Raw genomic sequence first — 16,794 nt, forward strand, 5'->3', positions numbered from 1 at the left:
TACTTCTGGTTCCCGAAGATGACCGGTCGCCTGCTCGACGAGCGGCTGGGCAAGCTGCACTTCTGGCTGACGTTCATTGGCTTTCACACCACGTTCCTGGTGCAGCACTGGCTCGGTGATGAGGGCATGCCGCGCCGCTACGCCGACTATCTGCCCACTGACGGCTTCACCACGCTGAACATCGTGTCGACGATCGGCGCCTTCATTCTCGGCGTTTCGACCATTCCGTTCGTGTGGAACGTGTTCAAGAGCTGGCGCTACGGCGAGCCGGTTCTGGTCGACGACCCGTGGGGTTACGGCAACTCACTGGAGTGGGCCACCAGCTGCCCGCCGCCGCGGCACAACTTCACCGAGCTGCCCCGCATCCGCTCCGAGCGTCCGGCGTTCGAACTGCACTACCCGCACATGGTGGACCGGATGCGCGCCGAAGCCCACGTCGGCCGGGCACACGGGCCGGACGACGGCGACGTGACGCGGCTCGACGACGAGCACGTCCGCACCTGACCTTCTCGGGTCGTCGGGGGTAAAGGTCGAAAGGTGGCACCACCCATCGGTCCCCCTGCCCTTCGGGCGGGTGGTAACCCCACTCCGCGCGAGCGCTCATCGCTGCTCATCACCGTCACCGGGCACGATCAACCGGGTGTCACGTCGGCGTTGTTCGAGGTGCTGTCCCGCCACAAGGTCGAGCTGCTCAACGTCGAACAGGTCGTCATCCGGGGCCGGCTGACGCTCGGCGTGCTCGTGGTGGGTGCCTCCGACGTGGCCGGGGGAGCGGACCTCCGCCGCGACGTGGAGGACGCCATCCACGGTGTCGGTCTGGACGTCACGATCGAGCGCAGCGATTCCATGCCGGTGATGCGCGAGCCGTCCACGCACACCATCGTCGTGCTGGGCAGGCCGATCACCGCCGAGTCGTTCGGCGTGGTGGCGCGCGAACTGGCCGCGCTCGGCGTCAACATCGACTTCATCCGTGGTGTATCCGACTATCCCGTAACGGGTTTGGAACTACGGGTGTCGGTGCCGCCGAACGACGTCTACGAACAGCTGCAGGCCGCGATGGCGCGGGTGGCCGTCGAAGAGGGCGTCGACATCGCGCTGGAGGACTACAGCCTGTCGCGACGGGCCAAGCGGCTGATCGTGTTCGACGTCGATTCGACTCTGATCCAGGGTGAGGTCATCGAGATGCTGGCCGCCCGCGCCGGTGCGGAGGCCGCCGTCGCCGCGGTCACCGAGGCCGCCATGCGCGGGGAACTCGACTTCGCGGAGTCGTTGCACCGCAGGGTCGCGACGCTGGAAGGGCTGCCGGCCGAAGTGCTCGACGACGTCGCCGACCAGATCGAGCTGACGCCGGGCGCACGGACCACGCTGCGCACGCTGCGCAGGCTCGGATACCACTGCGGCATCGTCTCCGGCGGCTTCCGCCAGGTCATCGATCCGCTGGCACATGAGCTGAAGATGGATTACGTCGCTGCCAACGAGCTGGAGATCGTCGGCGGGAAACTGACCGGGCGGGTGATCGGTCCCGTCATTGACCGTGCCGGAAAAGCGAAGGCGCTGAGGGACTTTGCCGCTCAAGCCGGAGTTCCGATGGAACAGACGGTCGCGGTGGGGGACGGCGCCAACGACATCGACATGTTGTCTGCGGCGGGGCTGGGGGTGGCGTTCAACGCCAAACCCGCGTTGCGGGAGGTGGCCGACGCGTCGCTGAGCCACCCGTATCTCGACACCGTGTTGTTCATCCTCGGCGTCACCCGCGGCGAGATCGAGGCCGCCGACTCGCGCGACGGTGTGGTGCGGCGCGTCGAAATTCCCGAGTAGTCCTACCGGCGCGGTCTCGGGGTGCGCTAGGCTCTGCATACAGTATTCGACGAGGAACTGAGCGCCATGACAACGCTGCTTCTGCACCATTCGTGCTTCGCCAATCACCAGACCGCACACGGGCACCCGGAGCGGCCCGACCGGTACCGGGTGGTCGAGTCGGTGCTCGGTCGGCCCGAATTCGATCCGCTGGTTCGCGAAGAGGCCGAACTGGCCGACCTGGACACCACACGCTACGTGCACAGCAACCGGTACGTCGACGGCCTGGAGGCGGCGCGCCCCGACGCAGGCTACGTGTACCTCGACGGCGGCGACACCATGATGGAGCCGTCGACGTGGGAGGTCGTGCTGCGCGGCGTCGGCGCGACGGTGCAAGCCGTCGACAAGGTGCTGCGCGGGGAAGCGCAGAATGCGTTCGTCGCGTGCCGGCCGCCGGGTCATCACGCGGAAACCGAACGGGCGATGGGGTTTTGCCTGTTCAACAACATCAGCATCGGTGCGCGGCACGCCCAGCGACAGCATGGCCTGCAGCGGGTGGCGATCGTCGATTTCGACGTTCACCACGGCAACGGCACCCAGGAGATCTTCTACGACGACCCGAGCGTCCTGTACGCCTCCACGCATCAGATGCCGCTGTTCCCCGGCACCGGCGCGACCTCGGAGACCGGTGCGGGCAACATTTTCAACTCGCCGTTGGCCGCGGGCGACGGTGGCGTCGAACTGCGCGAAGCCTTCGAAGACCGAATCCTGCCCGCGCTCGACGCGTTTCACCCGGAACTGATCATCGTGTCCGCAGGCTTTGACGCCCACGAGCGCGACCCGCTTGGCTCACTGCAGATGACGGCCGACGATTTCGCCTGGGTGACGCGCGCGATCATGGAGTCGGCGGAGAAGAACTGCGACGGGCGCGTCGTCGCGGTCCTCGAAGGCGGGTACGACCTTGTCGGCCTTGCGGATTCGGTGAGCGCGCACGTCGGCGAACTCATGAAGGGCTAGACCACCACCGCGCGAGAACCAGGGGCCGACGTGCCTGTCACGCTGTGCCACGCGCGGGCAAGCAACTCCACGGCCTCGGCGAGCTGATCCTCCGGCAGCGTGTAGGGCACCCGGATGAACCGCTCCAACGTGCCGTCGACACCGAAGCGCGGGCCAGGTGGTATCACCAGTCCGAGACGCGACGCGGCCGCCGACAAGGCCGAGCTCGTGGGTGCGGGCAGCCGCACCCACAACGACATGCCGCCGTGACTCTCGTTGGCTGTCCAATCCGGAAGATGTTCGCGCAGAAGCCTTCTCAACAACTCTCGGCGATGGCGCAGAATCTCACGTCGCTCGGCGAGCAACTCGTCTTCCTTGGCGAACATCCGCGCCGCGGCCAACTGCTCGACGATCGGCGTGCCCATGTCGACGGACGGTCGGACGGTGGCGATGGTCGCCAACGTGCTGCGTTCGGCCCGGAGCCAGCCGACGCGTAAGCCGCCCCAGAACGACTTCGACACCGACCCGACGGTGATCAGCAGGTCACGTCGCGAGGGCATGTAGGCCGCCATCGGCGGCGGCGCAGGCCGGTCCAACCACATGTCGGCGATGGTCTCGTCGATGATTGTGCGCGTGCGGGTTTCGGCGATGATGCTGCCCAGCCGCCTTCGATCGATCTCCGACATCGTCATGCCGGTCGGATTGTGGTTGTCGACGACGAGATAGGCCAGATTGGGCGCGAGTTGACGGACCGCGGCTTGAATCGCGTCCAGGTCCCATCCGTCGTCGCTGATCGCGACCGGCACCGGTCGCGCACCGGACGTCGTGATCGCCGACAGCGCGCCGTGATAGGTCGGCTGCTCGACCAGCACGCGGTCGCCGGATTGGGTGTAGGTCGCCAGGACCAGTCCGATGGCGTGCAGCGCTCCGGTGGTCACCATGATCTCGTCTGGCTCGGTGGGTAACCCTCTGGCGCAATATCTTTCGGCGATTGCCTCGCGCAGCGGTGCAACCCCGGTGAGTTCGACGCCGATGTCGTGCAGATACGGCATCACCTCGCGGGCGGCGTCGGCGAAGGCGTCCATCATTGCGCTTGCCGGAGCGGCCAGACACGCCTCGGCGAGGCTGGCCGCGGGCAGGGCCACGCGGGAGATCGGCGTGCCCGCAGAGACGGGCAATGCGGTGGTGCTGCGCGCACCGCGCCGGGCGTTGAGGTAGCCGTCGTCGCGCAACTGTGTGTAGGCGGCGGTAACGGTGGTGCGCGAGACCCGCAGCGAGTCGGCGAGCGCGCGTTCGCTTGGCAGTTGCGCACCGACGGGAAGCCGGCCGTCGATGATCAGCATTCGGATGCCGTCGGCGAGGCCCTGGTATGCCGGCCCGCTCTGACTGGACGTGCGCCAGTTGCCCAGTTCCCGGGCTAAAAGGTCCACATCGAGCGCTCTTGCGTGCATTTCTATCGACATTGCAGACCAGTCTGCCCTAACTGGCTATTGAAAAGCAAGCCAGTTCGTCGTGATCATCGGGTCATGAGCACTGATTGGATATCTCGACTGGGCTGGTTGCTGGCCCGGCTTTTTGATCCGGCGGAGTCCCTGCCTGCGGAATTCGTCGACCGCGACGCCGAACGCGTCCGGCAGGAATTGGATCTGATCCGGATTCGTTTTCCCCACCATGCGTAAGGCCACTCTGCGCGGCGCGGCGCTGCTGGTCGGGCTGTGCGGTTACGGCTTCTCGATGGCGGTGATGGTCCGGTCGGGGCTGGGCCTGGATCCGTGGGACGTGTTCCACCAGGGCCTGGCGCGGCACACCGGCATGACCATCGGTGTGGCATGTGCGGTGGTCGGAGTGGTCGTGCTGTTGGCATGGATTCCGCTGCGGACCCGGCCGGGCATCGGCACGATCGCCAACGTCATCGTCATCTCGGTGACTGTTGACGCCGGACTGTGGCTGCTGCCGACGCCTACGTCGCTTCCGGTGCGCATCGCGATGATGGTGGGCGCGGTCGTGCTCAATGCGTTCAGCACGGTGTTGTACATCGGCGCGGCGCTCGGCCCCGGTCCACGCGACGGCCTGATGACGGGTTTGGTTGTGCGCACTGGTCTTTCGGTGCGGCTGGTCCGCACCTCGATCGAGGCGACGGTGCTGGCGGTCGGCTGGCTGCTCGGCGGGACCGTCGGCGTCGGCACGGTGTTGTACGCGTTCGGGATCGGCCCGCTGGTGCAACTGTTCCTGCGCATCACGCCGGGGAGGGTGTTGGCGGTGAGCGGGTGGGGTTCCATCGCCGAGGCGTCGGGCGAACTGCGGGTCGACGATCTGCAGCTTGCGGGTTGCCAACGGGAGCGGTCGGGCATCCACGCCCGCGCTGCGCAGGTTGACGACGGTCCGCGCGCCGCGCGGCGACTACACGACTCGTGACGCAGACTCAGCGAGTGGAGACGGCCGATCTGCTGGCTCGCGACGCGATCGCGCTGGCGTCTGCACCGGCGCGCGCGATCCTCGGCATCGCGGGCAGCCCCGGCGCGGGAAAGTCAACGTTGGTGGACGAGCTGCTCGTCCGCGTCCGCGCCGAGATGGGCGACGGCTGGGTCGCCCACGTGCCGATGGACGGCTTCCACCTCGCCGACGGCCAACTGGACCGGATCGGTGCGCGCGACCGCAAGGGCGCGCCGGACACCTTCGACGCGGCCGGCTATGCGCACGCGCTGGAGCGGGTGAAGACCGAGACCGACGATCCGGTGTACGTGCCTGGCTTCGACCGCACCTTAGAACAGCCGTTGGCGGCCGCGCTGGTCGTGCTGCCGACCGTGCGGCTGGTCATCACCGAGGGCAACTATCTGCTGCTGGACGAGCCGCGTTGGGAGCGGGCCCGCCGCGCGATGGATGCCGTGTGGTTCGTCGCGTGCGAAGAGACCAGCAGGGTGCAGCGTCTAATCGCCCGCCACATCGAATTCGGCAAGAGCCCGGAGGCTGCGCGTGATTGGGTGGCGCGCACCGACCAGCGCAACGCCGAACTGGTCGAGGCCACCGCGGGCAGGGCGGACCGCGTCATCGGCATGTAGCGGTTTGTGCGCTTTCAGAGCGCTGAGCGCGCAATCTCGCAGACAAATCCTGGGAGCGACCCGCGGTTAGCGACACCCGTTGAATACGGCACGATGGTGCACGTGGCCGACGAAGCAGATGCAGCCGACCCCGACCTGCTGATCGACTTCGCCAAAGTCTCGCTACGTCGTGGCGGCCAGACACTGGTCGGACCCATCACCTGGGCAGTCGAACTCGACGAGCGCTGGGTGGTCATCGGGCCGAACGGCGCAGGCAAGACGTCGTTGCTCCGCATCGCGGCCGCCCAGGATCACCCGTCCTCGGGCACCGCCTTCGTGCTCGGCGAGCGACTCGGCCGCACCGACATGTCCGAATTGCGCTCGCGGGTCGGGCTGTCGAGCTCGGCGTTGTCGCAGCGCATCCCCGACGGTGAGGTGGTGCGCGACCTCGTCGTCTCCGCCGGTTACGCGGTGCTGGGCCGCTGGCGCGAGCAGTACGACGACGTCGACTACAACCAGGCCATCGACATGCTGGAAAGCCTCGGGGCCGAGCATCTCGCCGAACGCAGCTACGGCACCCTGTCCGAGGGGGAGCGCAAGCGGGTGCTGATCGCCCGGTCGATGATGACCGATCCCGAACTGCTGCTGCTGGACGAGCCCGCGGCGGGCCTCGACCTCGGCGGGCGCGAGGAACTGCTTGCCCGACTCGAAGATCTCGCCGAGGATCCCGACTCGCCCGCGCTGGTGCTGGTCACCCACCACGTCGAGGAGATCCCGCGCGGGTTCTCACACTGCCTGATCTTGTCGGAGGGCAAGATCGTCGATTCCGGTCTGCTGCCGGACACGTTGACGTCGGAGAACCTGTCGAAGGCGTTCGGGCAGTCGATCGCCCTCGACGTCGTCGACGGGCGCTACTTCGCGCGTCGCACCCGCGGCAGGGCGGCGCACAGGAGAAGAGAATGACAGACCCGCTGGTGCCGCGGCCCGCGGCCACCGTGATGCTGGTGCGCGACCAGGGCCCGGGCATCGCCCGGGGAGTTGAAGTCTTTCTGATGCGGCGCCACTCCGCGATGGACTTCGTTGCGGGCGTGATGGTGTTCCCCGGCGGTGGCGTCGACGAGCGCGACCGCAACGCCGACATCGCGTGGTTCGGACCGGAACCCGGTTGGTGGGCCGAGCGGTTCGGCGTCGAACCCGATCTGGCCGAGGCGCTGGTTTGCGCCGCCGCCCGCGAGACGTTCGAAGAATCGGGTGTGCTGTTCGCCGGGCCCGCCGACGATCCGGACCAGATCGTGAGCGACGCGTCTGTGTACCGCGCGCAGCGCGTCGCGCTGGAGGACAGGTCGCTGTCGTTCGGCGACTTCCTGCGCAAGGAGAATTTGGTGCTGCGCGCGGATCTGCTACGGCCGTGGGCGAATTGGGTGACGCCGAAAGAGGAGCGCACCCGCCGCTACGACACGTACTTTTTCGTCGGCGCGCTGCCGGAGGGGCAGCGGGCAGACGGCGACAACACCGAAACCGACCGCGCGTTCTGGACCACGCCGCAGGCCGCGCTCGACGAATTCGCCGACGGCAAGACGTTTCTGCTGCCGCCGACCTGGACGCAACTGGATTCGCTCAACGGTCGCACGGTCGCCGAGGTGCTTGCGGTCGAACGTCAGATTGTCGCGGTAGAACCGCATCTGGCCGCCAACAAGGACACCGGCAACTGGGAGATCGAGTTCTTCAACAGCGACCGCTACAACGCCGCCCGCAACCGTCGGGCGCCAGACGGTTACGCCTGATGAACGAGTTCGTCTCCATCCACAGCAGCGATGCGCAACCCGGCATCGCGACACTTCTGCTGTCGCGACCGCCCGGCAATGCGCTGACCCGTCAGCTGTATCGCGAAATCGTTTCCGCAACAGCCGATCTCGGGCAGCGCCAGGACATCAACGCGGTCATCGTGTTCGGCGGCCACGAAATCTTTTCGTCCGGTGACGATCTGCCCGAGCTGAGCACGCTGAGCGCCGACGAAGCCGAGGTCGCCGCGCAGGTGTGCCGGGAGGCCGTCGATGCGCTGGCCGCCGTGCCGAAGCCGACGGTCGCCGCGATCACTGGCTACGCGCTCGGCGGTGGCCTGAGCCTCGCGCTGGCCGCGGACTGGCGGGTGGCGGGCGATAACGCGAAGTTCGGTGCGACGGAGATCCTCACCGGCCGGGTACCGCAGGGCGGCACCGCCCGCCTGGCGCGCACCGCCGGCGACAGCAAGGCCAAGGACCTGGTGTTCACCGGGCGGTTCGTCGACGCCAAGGAGGCCCTGGCGATGGGTCTGATCGACGAGATGGTGGCCCCCGACGGCGTCTTCGACGCTGCGCTGGCCTGGGCGAAGCGGTTCTCCGACCATCCGCCGCAGGCACTGGCCGCGGCCAAGGCGACTTTCGACGTTTAGGCTGCCCTGTTATGAGCTTTGAGGAAACCGACACCGTCTCTGATGTCGCCGCCGGAGCGGCTCCGGAGCCGAACCCGCACGCCACGGCGGAAGAGGTAGAGGCCGCCCGGCACGACTCCAAGCTGGCCCAGGTGCTTTATCACGACTGGGAGGCGGAGAGTTACGACGAGAAGTGGTCGATCAGCTACGACAAGCGCTGCGTGGATTACGCCCGCGATCTGTTCGACGCGACGGTGCCGGACTCAGAACTGCGCAAGCTGCCGTATGACCGGGCGCTGGAGTTGGGCTGCGGCAGTGGGTTCTTCCTGCTCAACCTGATCCAGGCAGGTGTGGCGCGGCGTGGTTCGGTGACCGATCTGTCGCCGGGCATGGTGAAGGTGGCCACCCGCAACGGGGAGAACCTCGGCCTAAAGATCGACGGCCGCGTCGCCGACGCCGAAGGCATCCCGTACGACGACAACACCTTCGATCTGGTGGTCGGCCATGCGGTGCTGCACCACATCCCCGACGTCGAACTGTCGCTGCGTGAGGTGGTTCGGGTGCTGAAGCCGGGCGGCCGGTTCGTGTTCGCCGGTGAGCCGACGAATGCGGGGGAGAACTACGCGCGTCCGTTGTCGACACTGACGTGGCGGGCGGTGACCAACGTGACGCGGCTGCCGGGACTCGGTGGCTGGCGTAGGCCGCAGGCCGAACTCGACGAGTCCTCACGCGCGGCTGCGCTCGAGGCGATCGTCGACTTGCACACGTTCTCGCCAGACGATCTGGAACGCATGGCCCGTAACGCAGGCGCCGTCGACGTGTCAACCGCGACGACCGAGTTCACCGCCGCGATGCTGGGCTGGCCGCTGCGCACCTTCGAGGCCGCGGTGCCGCCAGGCCGATTGGGTTGGGGTTACGCGAAATTCGCGTTCCACAGCTGGATCACCTTGAGCTGGATCGACCACAATCTGTGGCGGCGGGTGGTGCCGAAGAGCTGGTACTACAACGTGATGGTGACCGGGGTCAAGCCGTCGTAGCGTTTCGCCTCGCCGATGTCGGCTACCTGAATTCCGACGCCGGTGCGCGGGACCTGGCGGAGGTCAGTTCTCTGCCGTTTTCCGACGCGTCGTTGGTCGCCGACATCGCTTCGGCGCGAAAGCGTTTCGGCGACCGCGCCGCGGTGCTGGTGGAGACGACGCTGTTGCGACGCAGGGCGGCCGCCAAGTTCGACGACCCGTCGCGCTGGCTGTTCACCGACGAGGCGCTGCAGCAGGCCACCGCGGAAAAGGTGGCGGTGCACCGGGCGCAACGGCTGGCCGGGATGACCGTCCACGACGCGACGTGCTCGATCGGCACCGAGCTTGCCGCACTCCGTGGTTCGGCAGCCTATGTCGTCGGCAGCGATATCGATGCTGTCCGACTGGCGATGGCCGCGCACAACGTCCCCGGCGTCGACCTCTGCCGCGCCGACGCGTTGCGGCCCGTCACCCGCGACGCCGTCGTCATCGTCGACCCGGCCAGGCGCAGCGGCGGACGACGCCGCTTGCGCCCCGCCGACTACACGCCGCCCCTCGACGCGCTGCTCGACGTATACCGAGACCGTGACCTGGTCGTAAAGTGCGCGCCCGGAATCGATTTCGACGCGCTGACTGGACTGGGACTTCGCGGCGAGGTCGAGGTCACTTCGTTGGCGGGCAGTGTGCGAGAGGCGTGCCTGTGGTCGGCAGGCCTGGCCGGGGCGACCCGCCGCGCGACGATACTCGACACCGGCGAAACCATCACCGACGCCGACCCCGACGACTGCCCGGTGGCGGCGGTCGGCCGGTGGATCGTCGACCCCGACGGCGCGGTGGTGCGCGCAGGTCTGGTGCGGCACTACGCCGCCCGGTACGGGCTGTGGCAGCTCGACCCCGACATCGCCTACCTGTCCGGTGATCGACTGCCCGACAACGTGCGAGGGTTCGAGGTACTCGAGGAACTGACGTACAGCGAACGGCGATTGCGCCAGGCGCTTTCGGCGCGCGACGTCGGCGCCGTCGAGATCCTGGTGCGGGGCGTCGACGTCGACCCGGACACGTTGCGGGCGCGTCTGCGGCTGCGCGGCAGCCATCCCGTGTCGGTGGTCATCGCCCGGCTCGGATCCGGGGCGGCAAGCCGGGCAACGGCATTCATTTGTCGCACGTCCCGGTAGGCGGCCACGTACCCTGGTAGCAATGCGCCGGTGCCGAAGCCGGTGCCGGCTCGCGAGGACGTCGACGATGCGCATTCTCAGGGTGGCCGCGATTCTCGCGGCCGCTGTCCTGCCTGCCGTGCTCGGCGCCCCGCCGGTCGCGGCGCAGACCGCCTGCGCCGACATGAACGGCACGGTGGGGCCTGACGGCGTCTGTACGGTGCACACGTCGAACGCCACCTACACGCTCGACATGACGTTTCCCAACGACTATCCCGATCAGCAAGCGCTGACGGCATATCTCACCCAGGCGCGCGACGGCTTCGTCAACGTCTCGGAGATGCCGGGGTCCTACAACCTGCCCTACGAACTCGACGCCAAGGGAACCGGATACCGCTCGGGTTCCCCGACGGCTGGAACGCAGAGCGTGGTGTTCACCATGTGGCAGAACGTCGGCGGTGTGCATCCGCAGACTTGGTACAAGTCCTTCAACTGGGACCTCGGCAAGAAGGCGCCGCTCACCTTCGACACGCTGTTCAAGCCGGACGCCAAGCCGCTGAACGTGATCTATCCGGCCGTCGAGCAGTATCTGCAGAAGCAGCAGGGCCTGATCGACGGCATTCCCGCCAGCGTCGGACTCGATCCGGCCAAGTACCAGAACTTCGCGCTGACCGACGACGCGCTGCTGTTCTTCTTCGGCCAGGGCGAATTGTTCGCGGAGTCGGCCGGTCCCGTCGAGGCGTCGGTGCCGCGCGCGACGGTCGAGTCGCTGCTGGCGTAGCGCCGAATTAGGCGGGCACGAACCCGTACACCTGGCCGTCGCTGGTGGCGGTGACGACGCGGCGGTCGTGGTTGACGGACACGCCGACCGGCCAACCCGTTGCCTGGGGCAGGGGATAGGTGTTCACGGTGCGGCCGTCGGCGGGGTCGAAGACCACGAGCGCCTGGCCGCCGTCGCCGTCCTTGGCCACGGTGTAGGCGACCGCGCCGCCTGCCCGACTCGACGTGGTCAGCGGTGCGACGTCGTCGCGCGTCCACACCACCTCGCCCTTGTCGCCCCTGTCGCGGACCGCGATCAGCTTGGCACCGGGCCCGCCGCCCGCGATGATCAGCCCGTCGGGCGACACCGACGGCGGCGTCTGCGCCAGATAGCCAAGCGGCACAGACCATTTCGCCTTGCCGTCCGCGGCGTTGAGCGCCCACAGGTGTTGGTCGCGGCCGCTGACGTACACGGTCTTGCCGTCGGCGGACAGCACCGGGCTGGCGATCGGGCCCTGCCCCACCGCGTCGCTGGACCATTCGCGGCTCAGCGACGCCGGATCACCGGATCGGTAGCGAAGGCCGACCAGCACGGGCGCCGCGGCGTTCGGTTCCCACAGGTTGACGACGATGATGCCGGTGTCCAGCGAAAAAGCGGGCGCCGCGGCGACCGGGCAGCCGCGGCGCGCCGGTTGGCAATCGGCCAGTCCGCGTGAGGAATCGGTCGGATCCAGACCGGTCAGCAGGTCCAGCGTGCCGACGACCACGCCCTTGTGCGCGTCGAACACCAGCACCTGGCCCAGATGCGTCACCACCAGCAGCTGGCCTGGCGCGAGAATCCTTGCGGTGGTGGGCATTCCGATGACCGGCTGCCGCCACCGGATCCACTGCGTCGGCGGGAAGGACAGCATGGCGCCCGGCTGGCCGACGTAAACGTTGTCGAACCCGTCCAATAGAGGACTGGACATCCCACCGCCCGGCCACAGCCGGGTGCACCAGCGCTGCCTGCCCTTGTTGTCGGTCTCCCACACCATCAACGAACACCCGGCAGGCGATTGCGCGTTGACGGCCAGGTAGCTGCCCGAGCCCAGCGCCACTTGCGCGCCCAGGGTGCCCTTGACCGAGCGGCGCCATTCCAGGCGCAGCCCCTCGGCGCCGGCGACCGGCGTGTAGCTGCTGTTGGCGGCGTTACCGAACTGCGCGGGCCAGCCGTCGGCGGCATGCGCTTCGACCCAGGAATCGGTGGTCCCGCAACCGGCCAGTACGCCCGTGATCAGCGCCGTTGACGCCAGCACGATCAATCGCCGGAACACTCGATCCTTCCCGTACCTATCGTTGAGTCCCCGTGAGGGTAACCGCTCGACCCGGGAGTGCTCGCGTAGGCTTTCCGGCCATGACGACGATGTGGGGCGCGCCGCTGCACAAGCGCTGGCGCGGGTCCCGGTTGCGTGACCCGCGTCAGGCCAAGTTCCTGACCATCGCTTCCCTGAAATGGGTGATCGCCAACAAGGCGTACACGCCGTGGTATCTGGTGCGCTACTGGCGGCTGCTGAAGTTCAAGCTGGCCAACCCGCACATCATCACCAGGGGCATGGTCTTCCTCGGCAAGGGCGTGGAGATCCAAGCGACGCCCGAGTTGTCGACGATGGAGATCGGCCGGTGGGTGCACATCGGCGACAAGAACACGATCCGCTGCCACGAGGGTTCGCTGCGATTCGGCGACAAGGTGGTGCTCGGCCGCGACAACGTCATCAACACCTACCTCGACATCGAGTTGGGTGATTCGGTGCTGATGGCCGACTGGGTCTACGTCTGCGACTTCGACCACAGGATGGACGACATCAACGTGCCGATCAAGGACCAGGGCATCGTCAAAGGCCCGGTGCGCATCGGGCCGGACACGTGGATCGCCACCAAGGTCACCATCCTGCGCAACACCACGATCGGCCGCGGCTGCGTGCTCGGTTCGCACGCGGTGGTCAAGGGCGACATCCCGGACTTCTCGATCGCGGTGGGCGCCCCCGCGAAGGTGGTCAAGAACCGCAAGCTGTCGTGGGAGACGTCGGCCGCCGAGCGCGCCGAGTTGGCTGCGGCGCTGGCCGACATCGAACGCAAGAAGGCCTCTCGCTGACCCTTGTCGCCGAGTGACCGTGTTTGCACGGCGACACGCCGCGAATCTATGTGCAAACGCGGTCGCTCGGCGGACGCTAGGCGTCCCAGTCGATGCCGAACGCGTCGGCCAGCGCGGTGCGGCCGTCGTCGGTGACCGTGAGCGCGCGTCCGCGCGGCACCCGCTTGACCCAGCCCGCATCGAGGAACCGGTCGAACACCGCGCGGCCGAGGCCGCCGGACAGGTGATGGCGCTGCTCGGTCCAGTCGACGCAGTAACGCACGAGAGGCCGCTTGCCCGTTGGGATTTCGACTCCGATGCCGGTGAGGAACTCCCGGCCGGGATCGGTCAGCTCATACGTCAGATCGCGGCCGGGCTTGCTCAGCGCGTCGTGGCCGTCACGGTCGGGGTGGTAGCGCCCGTCGCCGCCGATCAGCGCCCCGCGATCCAGCAGACTGCCCATCACCGCGACGCCGAGGCGACCCGCGACGTGGTCGTAGCAGGTGCGAGCCGCGCGCAGGCGGGCGGCCCGGGTGCCGTCGCGCAGCGAGCGGACCGGCCGCGACGGCGCCAGCCGTGCCAGTCGCTCGAGCAGCGCGCCGACGTCGGGACCCGACAGCCGGTAGTAGCGGTGCCTGCCGTGCGTCTCCACGGTCAGCAGGCCTGCGACGGTCAGCTTGTGGAGATGGCTGCTGGCCGTCGGCCTACTGATGCCCGCCTCGTCGGCGAGCACGCTCGCAGGTAGCGCCCGACCGTCGTCGAGGGCGAGCAGCACCTTGCACCGGGCCGGGTCGGCCAGCAGCGAGGCCACGGCGGCGATGTCGGCGTCGCCGGTGGCGGGAAGTTCGGCAGCCTCACGCATGGCTGAACTCCTTCTGTGTCGGTGTTTCGGCCCGCGCCCAGCGCAGCGCCACCGCGGCTCCGATCAGCTGCACCGCGCCGCCGATCGCGACCGCTGCCTGCGCGCCGACGGCCGCCATGGCGCTACCCAACACCGCGACACCGACAGTGATACCCACCAGGCGCGCGAGGTTCACCACGCCGGAGGCCAGCCCGGTCCGCTGCAGCGGCACCGCCGCCATCGCCAGCCCGACCGCAGGGCCGGTGGTCAGCGCCAGGCCCACGCCGGCCAGCACGAACGACAGTTCGATCAGCCACACGTCGGCGTGCGGCCCCACCGCGGCGTACACCGCCAACCCCGACGCCATGCAGGCCAGCCCGCCTGCGATCGGCAATCGCGGCCCGATGCGGTGCGCAAGCGCGTTGACGGCCGGTATGAACACCAGGTAGGCGACCGGAAGCGGCACGAACCACAACGAGGTCGCCAACGCGCTGGCACCCCGTTGTTGTTGGAACGCAAAGCTATTGACCAACAGCAGGCCGTAGACGCCGAAGGTCATGGTGAACGTGGCGATCAGCGCGGCGACGAGCCTGCTGCTGCGGAACAGGTCCAGCGGCAGCAACGGGTCGTCGCCCCGGCGCTGGCTTGCGATGAACGCGGCGATGCCTGCGACGGCGACGACGGCCAGTGCGACGGTCCACGTGGGCGTCATCGTCCGGCCTTCGACCAGCACGATCGTCAGCGCGCCGAGACCGAGCATCGCCAGCGTCTGTCCGGGGACGTCGAATCGCGCTGCGTCCGGATCGCGCGATTCGGGTAGGTGGCGGTACGTCATGAGCAGTGCGGCGACGCCGACGGGCGCGTTCAGCCAGAAGATGTAACGCCAACCGAGGCTGTCGGTCAGCAGGCCGCCGAGGACGGGACCGACGGCGCTGCTCAACGCGGCGGCCATCGCCCATGCCGCGGTCGCGCGTGCGCGTTCGACGGGGTCGGGGAACGCGGCGGCGGCGATCGCCAGGCCCTGCGGCAGCATCACCGCCGCGCCGACGCCCTGGACGGCGCGGGCCGCCAACAGCAGCGGCAGAGACGGTGCGAGCGCGCACACCAACGACGCGGCGATGAACGTCGTCAATCCGATCCGCAGCAGCGCGCGTCGGCCGAACTTGTCGCCAAGCGATCCGGCGGTCAACAGAACCGCAGCGAAGGTGACGTTGTACGCGTCGACGGTCCACTGCGCTCCGGAGATGCCGCCGCCGAGATCGTCGCGGACGGCGGGCAGAGCGAGGTTGACCGCGTTGGCGTCGATCAGGCCGACGAAAAGTCCGAGGTAGGCGGCGATCAGGGTCAACGCGCTGTCGAGGTTGAACCTTGTCGTGTGCATATCCGCACGCTAGGTGCGGAATGATTCGATACCCGTCGAACTGTCAGCGGTTGGGCAGCGGACGCTCGACGATGATGCGTCGCCGGTGCGGTTCGCGTTCACGGCGTTTGGCGGCGAGGTAGACCTGGGCGGTTTCGTCGGCGACGGTGTGCCAGTCGAAGTCGTTGCTGAGCCGTTCGCGGGCGGCAATCGCCATGCGCTGCGCGGCTTCTGGATCGTCGAGCACCGCCCGCACGGCCTTGGCCAGGCCAGCGACGTCCCGTGGCGCGAACGACACGCCAGTCTGCCCGTTGACCACCGCCTCGCCGAGTCCGCCGACGTTGGAGGTGATCAGCGGGATGCCGGTGGCGGCGGCCTCCAGCGCGGCGATGCCGAAGGGTTCGTAGTGACTGGGCAGCACACACGCGTCGGCGGTGTGCAGCAGCTGCACCAGCCCGTCGTGGTCGAGCCTGCCGACGAACGTTGTCGCCTTGGCCACCTTGTGTTTTCGCGTCTGCTCTACCAGCCAGGCCAGCTGCGTGCCGTCGCCGGCGATGGTCAACGTGGTGCCGGGGTGGCTGCGCCTGATCCGGGGCAGCGCGGCGATCGCGTCGTGAATGCCCTTCTCGTACTCGAGTCGACCCAGATACATCAGATGCGCTGGCCCGCTTCGGGGTTGGCGACGCGCGAACGGCCACAGCGCGGCATCGATTCCGTTGCGGATCACCCGGGTTTCGACCAATCCCGGACCGAAGAGTTCGGTGATCTCGTCGCTCATCGACGCCGAACACGTGATCAGCGAATCGGATTCGTGCACAAGCCACGATTCGACGGCATGCACCTGGCGGCTGATCGGACCCGACACCCAGCCCGAATGCCTGCCCGCCTCGGTCGCGTGAATCGTGGAAACCAGTGGTACGTCGAAGTATTCGGCGAGCGTGATGGCCGGGTGAGCGACCAGCCAGTCGTGGGCGTGTACGACGTCGGGGCGCCACGGCCGCTTGCGGCTGTCATGGATGACCAGGCCGGCGCGGACCAGCGAATGCCCCATGGCCAGCGTCCACGCCATCATGTCGGTGCCGAAGTCGAACTCGTGCGGATCCTGCGCGGCCGCGATAACCCGTACGCCCTCGGCGATTTCGTCGGTCGACGGGTGGGTGCTCGGGTCGGTGCCGGTGGGTCGACGGCTGAGCACCACCACCTCGTGGCCCGCCGCGGCGAGCGCTGTCGCCAAATTGTGGACATGTCGACCGAGCCCACCGACCACCACGGGCGGGTACTCCCACGACACCATCAGAACTCTCATGCGCGGC

At 68.2% G+C, this 16,794-nt stretch carries 18 protein-coding genes; 13 read left to right on the forward strand and 5 right to left on the reverse strand.

All coding sequences use genetic code 11. The features are described from left to right. The 3 genes from A5724_RS13220 to A5724_RS13230 form a co-directional block, all read left to right on the forward strand. On the forward strand, nucleotides 1-504 hold a 504-nt coding region (locus A5724_RS13220), incomplete at its 5' end, for a cbb3-type cytochrome c oxidase subunit I (protein ID WP_197518642.1). Between the two features lie 45 nt (nucleotides 505-549). After that, the gene (gene serB / locus A5724_RS13225; protein WP_067802445.1) at nucleotides 550-1,818 is read left to right on the forward strand and encodes a phosphoserine phosphatase SerB; all 1,269 of its coding nucleotides are present in this window, start codon (nucleotides 550-552) and stop codon (nucleotides 1,816-1,818) included. A gap of 66 nt (nucleotides 1,819-1,884) precedes the next feature. Beyond that, nucleotides 1,885-2,814: a histone deacetylase family protein gene (locus A5724_RS13230; protein ID WP_067802028.1), complete on the forward strand. Its 930-nt coding sequence runs from the start codon at nucleotides 1,885-1,887 to the stop codon at nucleotides 2,812-2,814. Here A5724_RS13230 and A5724_RS13235 read toward each other — a convergent pair. Then, a complete protein-coding gene (locus A5724_RS13235; protein ID WP_067802036.1) occupies nucleotides 2,811-4,256 on the reverse strand; it encodes a PLP-dependent aminotransferase family protein in 1,446 nt (481 codons plus the stop codon). The two genes, A5724_RS13230 and A5724_RS13235, sit on opposite strands and share 4 nt — an antisense overlap. Nucleotides 4,257-4,319: 63 nt before the next feature. Here A5724_RS13235 and A5724_RS34180 point away from each other — a divergent pair, with 63 nt between their 5' ends. The 9 genes from A5724_RS34180 to A5724_RS13275 all read left to right on the forward strand — a co-directional run bounded on the left by A5724_RS34180 (nucleotide 4,320) and on the right by A5724_RS13275 (nucleotide 11,192). Further along, entirely contained in the window at nucleotides 4,320-4,472 is a 153-nt protein-coding gene (locus A5724_RS34180; protein ID WP_197518643.1) for a hypothetical protein, read from the forward strand. After that, a complete protein-coding gene (locus A5724_RS13240) occupies nucleotides 4,465-5,208 on the forward strand; it encodes a YitT family protein (RefSeq protein WP_232004815.1) in 744 nt (247 codons plus the stop codon). Before A5724_RS34180 ends, A5724_RS13240 begins: the two co-directional genes overlap by 8 nt. Before the next feature lie 14 nt (nucleotides 5,209-5,222). Then, nucleotides 5,223-5,852, forward strand: coding sequence for a nucleoside/nucleotide kinase family protein (locus A5724_RS13245; RefSeq protein ID WP_067802038.1), 630 nt, complete (start codon nucleotides 5,223-5,225; stop codon nucleotides 5,850-5,852). A gap of 102 nt (nucleotides 5,853-5,954) precedes the next feature. Beyond that, nucleotides 5,955-6,794, forward strand: a complete 840-nt coding sequence (locus A5724_RS13250; RefSeq protein ID WP_369830634.1) for an ABC transporter ATP-binding protein — start codon at nucleotides 5,955-5,957, stop codon at nucleotides 6,792-6,794. Beyond that, nucleotides 6,791-7,615: an NUDIX hydrolase gene (locus A5724_RS13255; RefSeq protein WP_067802044.1), complete on the forward strand. Its 825-nt coding sequence runs from the start codon at nucleotides 6,791-6,793 to the stop codon at nucleotides 7,613-7,615. Before A5724_RS13250 ends, A5724_RS13255 begins: the two co-directional genes overlap by 4 nt. Further along, the gene (locus A5724_RS13260) at nucleotides 7,615-8,262 is read left to right on the forward strand and encodes an enoyl-CoA hydratase (RefSeq protein WP_067802047.1); all 648 of its coding nucleotides are present in this window, start codon (nucleotides 7,615-7,617) and stop codon (nucleotides 8,260-8,262) included. The genes A5724_RS13255 and A5724_RS13260 overlap by 1 nt, the downstream gene beginning before the upstream one ends. A gap of 11 nt (nucleotides 8,263-8,273) precedes the next feature. Next, nucleotides 8,274-9,278, forward strand: coding sequence for a class I SAM-dependent methyltransferase (locus tag A5724_RS13265; RefSeq protein ID WP_067802050.1), 1,005 nt, complete (start codon nucleotides 8,274-8,276; stop codon nucleotides 9,276-9,278). Continuing rightward, nucleotides 9,212-10,432 (forward strand): class I SAM-dependent methyltransferase, encoded by a 1,221-nt coding sequence (locus A5724_RS13270; RefSeq protein WP_197518644.1) that lies wholly within the window; start codon nucleotides 9,212-9,214, stop codon nucleotides 10,430-10,432. The genes A5724_RS13265 and A5724_RS13270 overlap by 67 nt, the downstream gene beginning before the upstream one ends. A 67-nt stretch (nucleotides 10,433-10,499) precedes the next feature. Beyond that, nucleotides 10,500-11,192, forward strand: a complete 693-nt coding sequence (locus A5724_RS13275; RefSeq protein ID WP_067802052.1) for an esterase — start codon at nucleotides 10,500-10,502, stop codon at nucleotides 11,190-11,192. Nucleotides 11,193-11,199: 7 nt separating this feature from the next. Here the strand turns inward: A5724_RS13275 and A5724_RS13280 are convergent, their stop codons facing one another. Continuing rightward, the gene (locus A5724_RS13280) at nucleotides 11,200-12,483 is read right to left on the reverse strand and encodes a PQQ-binding-like beta-propeller repeat protein (RefSeq protein ID WP_067802058.1); all 1,284 of its coding nucleotides are present in this window, start codon (nucleotides 12,481-12,483) and stop codon (nucleotides 11,200-11,202) included. 80 nt (nucleotides 12,484-12,563) lie between these two features. On the opposite strand from A5724_RS13280, the gene A5724_RS13285 reads away from it, so the two are divergent. Then, entirely contained in the window at nucleotides 12,564-13,301 is a 738-nt protein-coding gene (locus A5724_RS13285) for an acyltransferase (RefSeq protein ID WP_067802061.1), read from the forward strand. 76 nt (nucleotides 13,302-13,377) lie between these two features. Here the strand turns inward: A5724_RS13285 and A5724_RS13290 are convergent, their stop codons facing one another. From A5724_RS13290 to A5724_RS13300, 3 genes are read right to left on the reverse strand one after another with little or no spacing between them, the layout of a single operon-like run. Next, complete coding sequence (locus A5724_RS13290; RefSeq protein ID WP_067802063.1) at nucleotides 13,378-14,142, reverse strand: helix-turn-helix transcriptional regulator; 765 nt, start codon at nucleotides 14,140-14,142, stop codon at nucleotides 13,378-13,380. Beyond that, nucleotides 14,135-15,502: an MFS transporter gene (locus tag A5724_RS13295; protein WP_067802065.1), complete on the reverse strand. Its 1,368-nt coding sequence runs from the start codon at nucleotides 15,500-15,502 to the stop codon at nucleotides 14,135-14,137. Before A5724_RS13295 ends, A5724_RS13290 begins: the two co-directional genes overlap by 8 nt. A gap of 43 nt (nucleotides 15,503-15,545) precedes the next feature. Beyond that, nucleotides 15,546-16,787 (reverse strand): glycosyltransferase family 4 protein, encoded by a 1,242-nt coding sequence (locus tag A5724_RS13300; protein ID WP_197518645.1) that lies wholly within the window; start codon nucleotides 16,785-16,787, stop codon nucleotides 15,546-15,548. Nucleotides 16,788-16,794 lie beyond the last annotated feature (7 nt).

The sequence above is a fragment of the Mycobacterium sp. ACS1612 genome (genome assembly GCF_001667505.1).
Classification (GTDB): domain Bacteria; phylum Actinomycetota; class Actinomycetes; order Mycobacteriales; family Mycobacteriaceae; genus Mycobacterium.

What these genes read in the sequence shown, in the direction of transcription:
- A5724_RS13295 (WP_067802065.1), bottom strand. Translation starts at nt 15,502, where the DNA reads ATGCACACGACAAGGTTCAACCTCGACAGCGCGTTGACCCTGATCGCC.
- A5724_RS13285 (WP_067802061.1), top strand. Translation starts at nt 12,564, where the DNA reads ATGACGACGATGTGGGGCGCGCCGCTGCACAAGCGCTGGCGCGGGTCC.
- A5724_RS13265 (WP_067802050.1), top strand. Translation starts at nt 8,274, where the DNA reads ATGAGCTTTGAGGAAACCGACACCGTCTCTGATGTCGCCGCCGGAGCG.
- A5724_RS13275 (WP_067802052.1), top strand. Translation starts at nt 10,500, where the DNA reads ATGCGCATTCTCAGGGTGGCCGCGATTCTCGCGGCCGCTGTCCTGCCT.
- A5724_RS13255 (WP_067802044.1), top strand. Translation starts at nt 6,791, where the DNA reads ATGACAGACCCGCTGGTGCCGCGGCCCGCGGCCACCGTGATGCTGGTG.
- A5724_RS13235 (WP_067802036.1), bottom strand. Translation starts at nt 4,256, where the DNA reads ATGTCGATAGAAATGCACGCAAGAGCGCTCGATGTGGACCTTTTAGCC.
- A5724_RS13300 (WP_197518645.1), bottom strand. Translation starts at nt 16,787, where the DNA reads ATGAGAGTTCTGATGGTGTCGTGGGAGTACCCGCCCGTGGTGGTCGGT.
- A5724_RS13230 (WP_067802028.1), top strand. Translation starts at nt 1,885, where the DNA reads ATGACAACGCTGCTTCTGCACCATTCGTGCTTCGCCAATCACCAGACC.
- A5724_RS13290 (WP_067802063.1), bottom strand. Translation starts at nt 14,142, where the DNA reads ATGCGTGAGGCTGCCGAACTTCCCGCCACCGGCGACGCCGACATCGCC.
- A5724_RS13240 (WP_232004815.1), top strand. Translation starts at nt 4,465, where the DNA reads ATGCGTAAGGCCACTCTGCGCGGCGCGGCGCTGCTGGTCGGGCTGTGC.
- A5724_RS34180 (WP_197518643.1), top strand. Translation starts at nt 4,320, where the DNA reads ATGAGCACTGATTGGATATCTCGACTGGGCTGGTTGCTGGCCCGGCTT.
- A5724_RS13260 (WP_067802047.1), top strand. Translation starts at nt 7,615, where the DNA reads ATGAACGAGTTCGTCTCCATCCACAGCAGCGATGCGCAACCCGGCATC.